The organism is Enterobacter cloacae complex sp. SHL001 (assembly GCF_049236825.1).
GTDB lineage: Bacteria > Pseudomonadota > Gammaproteobacteria > Enterobacterales > Enterobacteriaceae > Enterobacter > Enterobacter hormaechei_C.
Window position 1 is genome coordinate 74,790 of sequence record NZ_JBMKIP010000010.1, and the last position, 12,935, is coordinate 87,724.

General features: G+C 55.6%; 11 protein-coding genes. 4 read left to right on the top strand and 7 right to left on the bottom strand.

Annotated features, from left to right (window positions below; all coding sequences use genetic code 11):
* Window positions 1-67 precede the first annotated feature (67 nt).
* Entirely contained in the window at window positions 68-436 is a 369-nt protein-coding gene (locus tag ACOTYH_RS20135; protein WP_017382619.1) for a diacylglycerol kinase, read from the bottom strand.
* Window positions 437-590: 154 nt separating this feature from the next.
* Between ACOTYH_RS20135 and plsB the strand changes: the two genes are divergently transcribed.
* Complete coding sequence (gene plsB, locus ACOTYH_RS20140; protein WP_003860322.1) at window positions 591-3,011, top strand: glycerol-3-phosphate 1-O-acyltransferase PlsB; 2,421 nt, start codon at window positions 591-593, stop codon at window positions 3,009-3,011.
* A 92-nt stretch (window positions 3,012-3,103) separates the two neighbouring features.
* On the opposite strand, the gene ubiA is transcribed toward plsB, so the two are convergent.
* The 5 genes from ubiA to malK all read right to left on the bottom strand — a co-directional run bounded on the left by ubiA (window position 3,104) and on the right by malK (window position 8,168).
* Entirely contained in the window at window positions 3,104-3,970 is an 867-nt protein-coding gene (gene ubiA / locus ACOTYH_RS20145; RefSeq protein ID WP_015570176.1) for a 4-hydroxybenzoate octaprenyltransferase, read from the bottom strand.
* A 12-nt stretch (window positions 3,971-3,982) separates the two neighbouring features.
* The gene (gene ubiC, locus ACOTYH_RS20150; RefSeq protein WP_015570175.1) at window positions 3,983-4,480 is read right to left on the bottom strand and encodes a chorismate lyase; all 498 of its coding nucleotides are present in this window, start codon (window positions 4,478-4,480) and stop codon (window positions 3,983-3,985) included.
* A gap of 172 nt (window positions 4,481-4,652) precedes the next feature.
* Window positions 4,653-5,591: a maltose operon protein MalM gene (gene malM, locus ACOTYH_RS20155; protein ID WP_421637875.1), complete on the bottom strand. Its 939-nt coding sequence runs from the start codon at window positions 5,589-5,591 to the stop codon at window positions 4,653-4,655.
* Window positions 5,592-5,705: 114 nt separating this feature from the next.
* The gene (locus ACOTYH_RS20160; RefSeq protein WP_026080558.1) at window positions 5,706-7,016 is read right to left on the bottom strand and encodes a maltoporin; all 1,311 of its coding nucleotides are present in this window, start codon (window positions 7,014-7,016) and stop codon (window positions 5,706-5,708) included.
* Window positions 7,017-7,058: 42 nt separating this feature from the next.
* Window positions 7,059-8,168, bottom strand: a complete 1,110-nt coding sequence (malK, locus tag ACOTYH_RS20165; RefSeq protein WP_003860329.1) for a maltose/maltodextrin ABC transporter ATP-binding protein MalK — start codon at window positions 8,166-8,168, stop codon at window positions 7,059-7,061.
* 371 nt (window positions 8,169-8,539) lie between these two features.
* Between malK and malE the strand changes: the two genes are divergently transcribed.
* From malE to malG, 3 genes are all read left to right on the top strand, one after another.
* Complete coding sequence (gene malE, locus ACOTYH_RS20170; protein WP_023295759.1) at window positions 8,540-9,730, top strand: maltose/maltodextrin ABC transporter substrate-binding protein MalE; 1,191 nt, start codon at window positions 8,540-8,542, stop codon at window positions 9,728-9,730.
* 121 nt (window positions 9,731-9,851) lie between these two features.
* A complete protein-coding gene (malF, locus tag ACOTYH_RS20175) occupies window positions 9,852-11,396 on the top strand; it encodes a maltose ABC transporter permease MalF (RefSeq protein ID WP_017694723.1) in 1,545 nt (514 codons plus the stop codon).
* A gap of 14 nt (window positions 11,397-11,410) precedes the next feature.
* On the top strand, window positions 11,411-12,301 hold the full coding sequence (gene malG, locus ACOTYH_RS20180) for a maltose ABC transporter permease MalG (RefSeq protein ID WP_003860332.1): 891 nt from the start codon (window positions 11,411-11,413) through the stop codon (window positions 12,299-12,301).
* A gap of 97 nt (window positions 12,302-12,398) precedes the next feature.
* Here the strand turns inward: malG and psiE are convergent, their stop codons facing one another.
* Window positions 12,399-12,809 (bottom strand): phosphate-starvation-inducible protein PsiE, encoded by a 411-nt coding sequence (gene psiE / locus ACOTYH_RS20185; RefSeq protein WP_000202963.1) that lies wholly within the window; start codon window positions 12,807-12,809, stop codon window positions 12,399-12,401.
* Window positions 12,810-12,935 lie beyond the last annotated feature (126 nt).

Sequence of the window (12,935 nt, forward strand, 5' to 3'; positions counted from 1 at the left end):
ACAGTCAAAGGCGATTTTGGAACCAAAAACTGCACAAAAAACCAGGGACTTAATTATTCCTCGAGGCTCATCGGAAATGCGACCAAAGCAGCGTGACCCAGGTGATCGCCGCAGTGATAATCGCCAGCAGTACGGCAGCGGAACCCATGTCTTTCGCCCGGCCAGACAGTTCATGGAATTCCGACCCGATTCGGTCAACAACGGCCTCAATAGCGCTATTCAGAATTTCCACTATCATCACCAGAAGGACAGATCCGATGAGCAGTACGCGGGTGATAGCATCAACATCAAGGAAGCAGGCGATGACAACGGCAACGATTGCGGCAACCGCTTCCTGGCGGAAAGCGGCTTCATTAACCCATGCCGCGCGGAAACCTTTCCATGAATAACCGGCAGCTTTAATGATTCGAGTTAACCCAGTGGTATTATTGGCCATTAAAAGAACCTTTTATGATAAATAGCGTCTGTAACTAAAGCCGCAGCGCGTTTTGCTGCAACCTGAAGTATGACGGGTAACAACAGAAATTTTGCGCGCTTTCTGTTATCCTTGCGCCGCAATTGCATTATTAACCAGAGGCTTTACATCGTTTATGTCCGGCTGGCCACGAATTTACTACAAATTACTTAATTTACCATTAAGCGTCCTGGTAAAAAGTAAGTCTATCCCAGCAGAACCTGCGCTGGAATTAGGGCTCGATACGTCGCGCCCTATTATGTACGTTTTGCCTTATAACTCGAAGGCAGACCTGCTGACGCTTCGCGCTCAATGTCTGGCGCACGATTTACCTGACCCGCTTGAACCGCTGGAAGTCGACGGTACGCTGCTGCCGCGCTACGTGTTCATCCATGGCGGGCCGCGCGTGTTCACCTATTACACGCCGAAAGAAGAGTCCATTAAGCTGTTCCATGATTACCTCGATCTGCACCGCAGCAACCCCGATCTGGACGTGCAGATGGTGCCGGTGTCGGTGATGTTTGGCCGTCGTCCGGGGCGCGAAAAAGGGGAAGAGAACCCGCCGCTGCGTATGCTCAACGGCATTCAGAAGTTCTTCGCCGTCTCCTGGCTGGGACGCGACAGCTTTGTCCGCTTCTCACCTTCCGTTTCACTGCGCCGCATGGCGGATGAACACGGCACTGACAAAATCATTGCGCAAAAGCTGGCGCGCGTTGCGCGTATGCACTTTGCACGTCAGCGTCTGGCGGCCGTTGGACCACGTCTCCCGGCACGTCAGGATCTGTTCAACAAGCTGCTGGCTTCCAAAGCGATTGCCCGTGCCGTAGAAGACGAAGCGCGCAGCAAGAAAATTTCGCACGAGAAAGCGCAGCAGAACGCGATAGCGCTGATGGAAGAGATCGCCGCGAATTTCTCCTACGAGATGATTCGCCTCTCTGACCGTATCCTTGGCTTCACGTGGAACCGCCTCTATCAGGGGATTAACGTCCACAACGCCGAGCGCGTACGTCAGTTAGCGCACGACGGCCACGAGATTGTCTATGTGCCCTGCCACCGCAGCCACATGGACTACCTGTTGCTCTCTTACGTGCTCTATCACCAGGGGCTGGTGCCGCCGCATATTGCTGCCGGTATCAACCTGAACTTCTGGCCAGCAGGCCCGATTTTCCGCCGTCTGGGTGCGTTCTTTATTCGTCGTACCTTTAAGGGTAACAAGCTTTACTCCACCGTCTTCAGGGAGTATCTGGGCGAGCTGTTCAGCCGCGGTTATTCCGTGGAGTACTTTGTTGAAGGCGGTCGCTCGCGTACCGGTCGTCTGCTCGATCCGAAGACCGGCACGCTGTCGATGACCATTCAGGCCATGCTGCGTGGCGGTACGCGTCCTATCACGCTGGTGCCTATTTACATCGGTTATGAACACGTGATGGAAGTGGGCACCTACGCGAAAGAGCTGCGCGGTGCAACCAAAGAGAAAGAGAGTCTGCCGCAGATGCTGCGTGGGCTGAGTAAACTGCGCAACCTCGGCCAGGGCTACGTGAACTTTGGCGAGCCCCTGCCGCTGATGACATATCTGAACCATCATGTTCCGGAGTGGCGCGAGTCTATCGATCCTATCGAAGCGGTACGTCCGGCCTGGCTGACGCCAACGGTCAACGGCATTGCATCCGAGCTGATGGTACGCATCAACAATGCTGGTGCGGCAAACGCCATGAACCTGTGTTGTACTGCGCTTCTGGCCTCCCGCCAGCGTTCACTGACCCGCGAACAGCTGACCGAGCAGATTGACTGCTACCTGGATATCATGCGCAACGTGCCGTATTCCGTTGATTCGACCGTGCCGTCTGCCACCGCCAGCGAGCTGATCGATCACGCGTTGCAGATGAACAAATTCGAAGTCGAGAAAGATACGATTGGTGACATCATCATTCTGCCGCGCGAGCAGGCCGTGCTGATGACCTACTACCGCAATAACATCACGCACATGCTGATGCTGCCGTCGCTGATGGCGGCCATTATTACCCAGCACCGCCGTATTTCGCGTCAGGAGCTGCTGCGCCATATTCAGGCCATCTACCCAATGCTGAAAGCGGAGCTGTTCCTGCGCTGGAGTAAGGATGAACTGGCGGCAGAGCTCGATAAAATGACGGCAGAGATGCATCGGCAGGGGCTGATTACCATCAGTGATGACGAACTGCATATCAATCCGTCACGTTCTCGTACCTTGCAGCTTCTGGCTTCCGGTGCGCGTGAGACGTTGCAGCGCTACGCCATTACCTTCTGGTTGCTGAGTGCAAATCCGTCCATCAACCGCGGTACGCTGGAAAAAGAGAGCCGGACGCTGGCCCAGCGCCTTTCCGTTCTGCATGGCATTAACGCCCCGGAATTCTTCGACAAAGCGGTATTCAGCTCCCTGGTGCTGACGCTGCGCGACGAAGGGTACATTAGCGATACGGGCGATGCCGAGCCGGAAGAGACGATGAAGGTTTACCAGATGCTGGCAGAGCTGATTACCGCGGATGTGCGTTTGACGATTGAGAGTTCGACGCAGGGCGAGTGATGCTAAAGCCGGGTGGCGCTAACGCTTACCCGGCCTACATGTTCCGCTAAATCGTAGGCCGGGTAAGGCGAAGCCGCCACCCGGCTTTTTTATCACCAGTAACTCATCGCCAGGCCCAGAAACAGCACCAGCCCGACGTAGTTATTATTCAGAAACGCTTTAAAGCAGGCTTCACGCTCGCGTTTCGCGATCAGCTTCTGCTGATACGCAAACAGCAGCCCCGCCACCAGTACGGACCAGTAAAACTCCCAGTTCAGGCCGTTCAGGCGACCAATCGCCACCATCAGCGCCAGCACCGCCACCTGCAATATGCCGATGATAAGTTTGTCGTGACGACCAAACAGGATCGCCGTCGATTTGATGCCAATCTTGAGATCGTCATCGCGATCGACCATCGCGTATTGGGTATCGTACGCAACGGCCCAGAGAATATTCGCCAGGAACATCAGCCAGCAACTGAGCGGAACGGACTCGCTGACCGCGGCAAACGCCATGGGAATCGACCAGCCAAATGCCGCACCCAATACCACCTGCGGCAGATGGGTGTATCGCTTCATGAACGGGTAAACCCAGGCCAGCGCCAGAGCAGCAACTGACAGCAGAATGGTCATGGTGTTAAGGGTTAACACCAGCATGAATGAGAGCAGCACCAGCACCACGAACAGAATGCGCGCCTCTTTCCCGGTCACCTGACCGCTCGGCAGAGGACGATTCGCGGTGCGCTTAACATGTCCATCAAATTTCCGGTCAGCATAGTCGTTAACCACACAGCCCGCAGCGCGCATCAGCCAGACGCCCGCCACAAACACCGCCAGGATCCACAGCGGCGGCACGCCCGGCGTGGCAACCCACAGCGCCCATAAGGTCGGCCACAGCAGCAGCAGCGCGCCAATGGGTTTATCAGTACGCATCAGGCGGTGATAGGCCAGCAGCTTATTCTGCGTCAGACTCCACTCCATTTTTTCTCCCTCTTAGTACAACGGCGATGCAGGCAAAAAAAGTTCCGTCAGTATTAACGGCTTGCCACTCAAACGAAGGCGGGAACGGCGCCCCCACAAATCGGCATCGCAACCAATTTCAATAAAATCACGGGTCAGTTCAGACGAGGTGAACAGATAGCGCCCCAGGGGCGTTTTGCCGAGGCGTTGCAATGCCAGCTCCGGCCCGGAAAGTGTAGACTCAGGAACCACCGTCCGCCCGGCAAGCCACGGCTCGCCATCTGCACACAGTAAAATTTCACGCAGCCAGTAGCGTTCTTCTTGCGGCAGCAGCGGCAGCTCGCTGGCAATCTCCGCAGGCGAGACAAACCCTTCCTGAATCATCGTCACCGTGACCGTTTTACCCTGTTGCTCAAAACGTTTTGTCATGGAATCTTCCAGCAGCAGCCAGTCCAGTTGCTCCGGGTCAAGCGCGGGTATTTGGTCGAAATAGCGTAGCGCACGCAGCTGCGTTAGCGCGGGGTGTGACATGCCAGACTCTCCGATACATAACGTAAAGGCATTGTATCGCAGATTGGCAAAATGAGGACGGACAAACCAAATTTAGCGATCACTATCGCAACAATGGCGCAACTTAGCCAAAAAAAGTGCGCCCGTGAAGGCGCACTAAACGACTAACAAAATCAGCACTGTGGGGAGACGGTTACCCCTTGCCTTTTACACTGCTGATAAAGGTGGAACGGGCAGTGGTTGAACCTAAACGCTCGGCTTCATCAAGCAGTTTCAGCGCTTTATCGACATCGCCGTTTTTAACCGCCTGCTTGATGGCGTTGTTAAAGTAAGTTTCAGTATCGTTAAGCACGGGCTCGGCTTTTTTCGCCGGGGCCGGGGCTGCGGCCGGTGCTGCGGCTGGCGCGGCGTACACAGGCGCGGCAGTATTACCCACCGTTACCGGACCCGGGCCAGATGAGCCAAACAGCGGGCCTACGAGTACGCTGGAGGCGCTGTTGGTGGAGACTTTCAGCTTGATCAGACCATCGGTGGTATGACGGGCAAGCGGGTCCGGAATATCCGGGACAGAGTTCCCCGTGCCTTTCGCATAGGCTTTTGCCGGGTCAACAAGCTTCGTTGTCTGTTGCAGATCTTTTTCAGTCGTGAACACCAGGACATAAATCTTCTGCTGACCCAGGGCTGGCGTCAGGCGCATAACGCCTTCCAGCCGATCGGCACTCATGACGCCAGGCTCCTGATAGCTGAAATAGTCGCTTGGGAAGAACGCGGATGGCGTCATGTTCTGATCGAGGATCAGCACGTTCGGCGCGAAGACGCTGGTCTGTTTATTGACTTCACTGGTCAATGTCAGGGTCAGCTCGCCGATATTCGCCGGCACGCTGAAAGCCGCGACCGGACCGCTGATACCCGGCACGTTCAGTGACTGGCCCTCCGCTGAAAGCTGGGTAGTTTGTGTTTTCGATTGATCAACTGGCGTCCACACCAGTTGCTGTAGTGCCGCAGCCGGAATAGCTGGCGCAGCGCTAGTATTTTGAGGAACAAAATTCACATCTGCAAAGGTGACCGCAGGCGCACAGGCCAACAGCCCCGCAGAGAGGCACAGCGCGACGAGACTTTTCTTCATTTTCATTGTTATTACCTCTGATAGCGTGAGCACTGCGGTGGCCAGGCAATAGCGCGCAGCACCCTAAGGAGAGAGGGGCTTGCGCCCCTCTTTTCAGGTCATTACGTCAGGCTTGACGAATTACCACCAGATTTCCATCTGGGCGCCGAAGGTCCACTCATCGTTGTCGCCACGGCTGAAGGTTTTCGCGGAGGTGTCGCTATACGCTACGCCAGAGGTGTAACCTGCACCTGAGTCGTTGTTTGCATAGCCCCATTTCTCATCCCACTTCGCGTAGGTTGCGAAGACGCGGATAGCCGGACGGGACCAGATGCTGTCGCCTGCCTGCCATTGCTGTGCCAGGGTGATTTTGTACTGGCTGTTTTTGTCGTCAGTTTTCTGAGATTTGACGTTGTCGTAGCCCACTTCCAGCAAGGTGCTCATGATCGGCGTCCATTTGAACATTGGACGAACACCCACGGTCCACCACTCGGTACCGTTGTTGTTGTCACGATCGATGTTCTGGTACATACCGACGTACATCAGGTCCCAACGGTCTGCCAGGGTGATTGCACCGTGGTCCAGCACGCGCCACATAGAGCCGTCGTTATCGATGCTGCCGCCCTGTGGAATACCTTTACCGTTAGAGGTCATGGAATCCGTACCGTATTGCAGTACGAACTTGTTGAAGCCTTTCATCATGCTCTGGGTGTGTTCAGCGGTGAACAGCCAGCCATCTTTAGAGGCGCCAGGTTGCAGGTAGTAGTCGTCAGGAATGTTGGTATGACCGTAGTCAACGCCCAGCTCCAGCGTACCGCCCGGGTTGGTTTCCAGACCGGCTAAACGGACGTCGAAGACATCGTTTGGTACCACGTTGTCATAAATACGGTCGCCGTTCGCATCACGATCGGCGAAGGTTGCAGAACCGCCGGACTCAGAAGAACGGGTCGCTGCCAGAGAGAGTTTACCAAAGCCCAGATCGATGTTTTCAATACCGGCACCAGGACCAGAGATATCCCAGTAGTAGAAGTCGATCATGTGTACGTCATGACGCTGATAGAAGCGTTTACCGGCCCAGATGGTAGAGCCTGGCAGCCATTCAATCAGGTTTTTACCCTGCACGTTAGCTTCACGGAAGGCCGGGCTGGTGGATTCCCAGTCATTCTGTTGAGAAACGGAGTACGCTACGTTGGTGTCGAAATAGAAGCTCTTGTCGCCTTCTTTCCACACTTCCTGGCCCAGTTTCAGTTCGGCGTAGGTTTCACATTCGTTACCGAGACGGTATTTACTTTGTGCGCCTGTTGCCTGGAAACATTGTTGTTCACCGCCACTTCCGGTCCAGCCAATGCCGGAACGAGCATAACCTTTAAAGTCTACGGCGCCCGCCTGGGCAGACAGGATGCCTGCCGCAATGGCGACAGCCAGAGGGACTTTGCGCAGAGTAATCATTATTCTATCTCCTGAGATCATTGCTTTTCTTTGTAATTGGAATGCTTAAACGCCTGGCTCTTTGTGCAACCGACGACATGCAGTGCCATCCTCACGGAACAGATGGCAGCGCTCTGGCGGCAAACCGATAGCGAATGTGGCACCCTCTTCTACCAACACCACGTCATTCTGGCGGTAGACCAGGTTCTGACGGATGGCGGGGATCTGGATATGAATCTGTGTTTCGTGACCAAGCTGTTCGACGACCTGAACTTCACCTTCCAGCGTCACATCAGCGATGTGGCTCGGTAGTAAATGCTCAGGGCGGATACCGAGGGACATATTGGCCCCCACCTGTACGTTGGCGCTGTCGACCGGCAGCCAGACTTGCTGACGGTTTGGCAGCTCCACCTGTACCTGTTCGATTGCCGTCGCGGTCACTTTTACGGGCAGGAAGTTCATCTTTGGCGAGCCAATGAAGCCCGCAACAAAGCGGTCTGCCGGGTAGTGATACAGCTCCAGCGGTTTGCCCACCTGCGCCACGCGACCGGCGTCCAGCACCACGATTTTGTCGGCCAGCGTCATCGCTTCGACCTGATCGTGGGTGACGTAAATCATCGTGCGTCCAAGGCGTTTGTGCAGACGGGAGATTTCGATACGCATCTGGACGCGCAGGGCGGCATCCAGGTTAGAAAGCGGTTCATCGAGCAGGAACACGCGCGGCTCGGCCACCAGCGTACGGCCAATGGCCACACGCTGACGCTGACCACCGGAGAGCGCCTTCGGTTTACGCTCCAGCAGATGTGCCAGCTGGAGCACTTCCGCCACCTGGGTGACGCGCTGGTTAATGGTCTCTTTTTTCGCGCCGGCCAGCTTCAGGCCAAAGGACATGTTCTCGGCAACGGAAAGATGCGGATAAAGGGCATAAGACTGGAACACCATGCCCACGCCGCGTTCAGCTGGCGGGATGTCGTTCATTCGGGTATCACCAATAAATAAATCGCCACTGGTGATGGTTTCAAGACCGGCAATCATACGCAGCAGAGTCGATTTACCACAGCCTGATGGACCCACGAACACCACAAACTCACCTTCGTGGATGTCCAGATTGATGTCTTTTGACACCACTACGTCGCCCCAGGCTTTCGTTACATTACGCAGCTGTACGCTCGCCATGCCCTTCTCCCTTCGTTACAACCTGTCACCGACAGAAACATTCAAGATAAGTTCACTATGCGTGTTCCATTACTTTCGTGAATCCTCCACCCCCCGGCTTTTTTATGGGGGAGGAGGCGGGAGGATGAGAGAGCAGGCTCTGCGACCGCAGCGGAGGGGCTGAGGCGAAAATCGTGAAGCGGCCTGCAAAATTCAGTGGGTTTTTATGTGCGCCAGCACTCATAACTTAAATTTATGTTACAGGGATCACACAAACAGGGGGTGGGGCGTAGGGACTGGGAGGATGGAAAGAGGATGTCAAATAAGGAGACTGAGTCACGTTGAACCACCTTATGTATCCACGAGCACATCACCAATAAAGGATGGCAGATATGAAGATCAAGACTGGCGCACGCGTTTTCGCATTGTCCGCCCTCGCAGCAATGATGATTTCCGCACCGGCTCTCGCCAAAATTGAAGAAGGTAAGCTGGTTATCTGGATTAACGGCGACAAGGGCTATAACGGTCTGGCCGAAGTGGGCAAAAAATTCGAGAAAGACACCGGTATCAAAGTCACCGTAGAACACCCGGACAAACTGGAAGAGAAGTTCCCGCAGGTTGCGGCAACTGGCGATGGTCCGGACATTATCTTCTGGGCGCATGACCGTTTCGGGGGCTACGCGCAGTCTGGCCTGCTGGCAGAAGTTACGCCAGACAAAGCCTTCCAGGACAAACTGTTCCCGTTCACCTGGGACGCCGTTCGCTATAACGGCAAGCTGATCGCTTACCCAATCGCGGTTGAAGCCCTGTCACTGATTTACAACAAAGACCTGGTGCCAAACCCACCGAAAACCTGGGAAGAGATCCCTGCTCTGGATAAAGAGCTGAAGGCGAAAGGTAAATCCGCCCTGATGTTCAACCTGCAAGAGCCGTACTTCACCTGGCCGCTGATTGCTGCCGACGGCGGTTACGCGTTCAAGTTTGAAAACGGCAAATATGACGTGAAAGACGTGGGCGTGGACAATGCGGGCGCGAAAAAAGGCCTGACCTTCCTGGTTGACCTGATTAAGAACAAACACATGAATGCGGATACCGACTACTCCATCGCGGAAGCGGCGTTCAACAAAGGCGAAACCGCGATGACCATCAATGGTCCGTGGGCCTGGACCAACATCGACAAGAGCAAAATCAACTACGGCGTGACCCTGCTGCCAACCTTCAACGGCAAGCCGTCTAAACCGTTCGTGGGCGTGCTGAGCGCAGGCATCAACGCCGCCAGCCCGAACAAAGAGCTGGCGAAAGAGTTCCTCGAAAACTACCTGCTGACCGATCAGGGTCTGGATGAAGTGAACAAGGACAAGCCGCTGGGCGCCGTTGCGCTGAAATCCTTCCAGGATCAGCTGGCGAAAGATCCGCGTATTGCGGCCACCATGGATAACGCCCAGAAAGGCGAAATCATGCCGAACATCCCACAGATGGCTGCGTTTTGGTACGCCACCCGTACCGCGGTCATCAACGCTGCAAGCGGTCGCCAGACTGTCGATGCCGCACTGAAAGATGCTCAGGGCCGTATTACTAAGTAAGTCTGAAAAACGGCGGGTGGCGCGTGCGCTTACCCGCCCTACGACTACGGCACGATCCGTAGGTCAGGTAAGCGCAGCGCCACCTGACGATAAGTTTCCACCGTTGTAGAGGAAGAACCCCATGGATGTCATTAAAAAGAAACACTGGTGGCAAAGCGACGCACTGAAGTGGTCAGTGATAGGTCTGCTGTGTCTGCTGGTGGGTTACCTTGTTGTTTTAATGTACGTGCAAGGGGAATACCTGTTTGCCATCATGACGCTGATTTTAAGCTCGGTTGGCCTGTATATTTTCGCCAACCGTAAAGCGTACGCCTGGCGCTATGTCTACCCGGGCGTTGCCGGGATGGGGCTGTTTGTCCTCTTTCCGCTGATCTGCACCATCGCGATTGCCTTTACCAACTACAGCAGCACCAACCAGCTCGCGCAGGAGCGTGCCACCCAGGTGCTTCTGGATCGTTCTTACCAGGCGGGTAAAACCTTTAACTTCGGCCTGTATCCCACGGGTGACGAGTGGAAGTTAGCGCTCACTGACGGTGAGAGCGGCAAAACCTATCTTTCCGACGCGTTCAAATTTGGCGGCGAGCAGAAGCTGGCCTTAAAAGAGGCTGCGGCCCTGCCGGAAGGTGAACGTGCGAACCTGCGTATCATTACCCAGAATCGTCAGGCGCTGACCCAGCTCACCGCCGTGCTGCCAGACGAAAGCAAAGTGACCATGAGCTCGCTGCGTCAGTTCTCCGGCACGCAGCCGCTTTATACTCTGGCGGATGACGGCACGCTGACCAACAACCAGAGCGGCGTGAAGTACCGTCCGAACAACGATATCGGTTTCTATCAGTCGGTGAATGCCGACGGCAGCTGGGGCGACGACAAACTCAGCCCGGGCTATACCGTCACCATCGGCTGGGACAACTTCACCCGCGTATTTACCGACGAAGGCATCCAGAAACCCTTCTTCGCCATCTTCGTCTGGACGGTGGTATTCTCGGTGCTGACCGTGATCCTGACCGTGGCCGTGGGCATGGTGCTGGCCTGCCTCGTGCAGTGGGAGTCCCTGAAAGGCAAAGCGATTTACCGCGTGCTGCTGATTCTGCCCTACGCCGTGCCGTCGTTTATCTCGATTCTGATTTTCAAAGGGCTGTTTAACCAGAGCTTCGGTGAAATCAACATGATGCTGAGCGCGCTGTTCGGTATCAAACCGGCCTGGTTCAGCGACCCAACCACCGCCCGCTCGATGATTATCATCGTGAACACCTGGCTCGGTTATCCGTACATGATGATCCTGTGCATGGGGCTGCTGAAGGCTATCCCGGACGATCTGTACGAAGCCTCGGCGATGGACGGCGCGGGTCCGTTCCAGAACTTCTTCAAAATTACCCTGCCGCTGCTCATTAAGCCTCTGACGCCGCTGATGATCGCCAGCTTCGCCTTTAACTTTAACAACTTTGTGCTGATTCAGCTGTTGACCAACGGTGGCCCGGACCGTCTCGGCACCACCACGCCGGCAGGCTATACCGACCTGCTCGTGAGCTACACCTACCGCATCGCCTTCGAGGGCGGCGGCGGTCAGGACTTCGGCCTGGCGGCGGCGATTGCCACCCTGATCTTCCTGCTGGTGGGCGCCCTGGCGATTGTGAACCTGAAAGCCACACGTATGAAATTTGACTAAGGAGGGCACTGAACATGGCAATGGTACAACCCAAATCTCAGAAACTGCGCCTCCTCGCGACGCACTTAGGCCTGCTGATTTTCATCGCGGCGATCATGTTCCCGCTGCTGATGGTTATCGCCATCTCCCTGCGCTCGGGGAACTTCGCCACCGGGAGCCTGATCCCGGACGAAATCTCCTGGGAGCACTGGAAGCTCGCGCTGGGCTTCAGCGTGGAACATGCGGATGGCCGCGTCACGCCGCCGCCGTTCCCGGTGCTGCTGTGGCTATGGAACTCGGTGAAGGTGGCGACCATCACTGCGATCGGCATCGTGACGCTCTCCACCACCTGCGCTTACGCCTTCGCCCGTATGCGTTTCCCGGGCAAAGCGACGCTGCTGAAAGGGATGCTGATTTTCCAGATGTTCCCGGCCGTGCTGTCGCTGGTGGCGTTGTATGCCCTGTTTGACCGTCTTGGGCAGTATGTGCCGTTCATCGGCCTGAACACTCACGGCGGCGTGATCTTCGCCTATCTTGGCGGCATCGCCCTGCACGTGTGGACCATCAAAGGCTATTTCGAAACCATCGACGGTTCGCTGGAAGAAGCGGCGGCGCTGGATGGGGCGACACCGTGGCAGGCGTTCCGTCTGGTGCTGCTGCCGCTGTCGGTGCCGATTCTGGCGGTGGTGTTTATCCTGTCGTTTATCGCGGCCATCACCGAAGTCCCGGTCGCCTCACTGCTACTGCGCGATGTGAACAGCTACACCCTTGCCGTCGGTATGCAGCAGTACCTCAACCCGCAAAACTACCTGTGGGGCGACTTTGCCGCGGCGGCCGTCCTCTCTGCCATCCCGATTACCGTGGTGTTCCTGCTGGCCCAGCGCTGGCTGGTCAACGGCCTGACGGCGGGCGGTGTGAAAGGTTAAGTTTCATTTGTTATGCCACTGCAACCCTCAACTTTAGACGTATTGTATTGAACCAACTTGTGACTGTTATTCGGCGGCCTCCGGGCCGCCATTTTTTTTATTCGCGTTTCAGCCGCTTCGAGTTGCACAGCCAGAGGGTGATCACCAGCAGCAGGATCGCCGCCGAGTAGATCAGCACGTCGAGCGGGGATTTATGATCGACGATGATCAGCCGCACAATGGCGGTGATGCCAATGTAGACAAAATAGCGCAGCGGGAAGTGAAAGCCGGACTGAAAGTACTTCACAATCAGGGCGATAAATTCAAAGTAGAGAAAGTAGACCACCAGGCCTTCCACCAGCGCGTATTTGCTGGTTTGCTCAGGGGCGAACAGCACATCCGCCAGATGCACCGTCTCTTTACCCAGAAAAACGACCAGGATCAGGCCAAGGCTCAGCAGACCGAGGTTCAGCACGGTCTGGAGTATCGTTGAGATAAACTCAACGCGCGGACGAGTCAGGGATGTCATACAGCACCTCATTCTCCAGGGCGAGGTTCCTGTATAACGCAAAAATGTGACGGGGATCTATATTTTTTGTTTATGTTTTGTCCAGATGAACATTCTTGCCGGGCGGCACTGCGTTTGCCCGGCCTA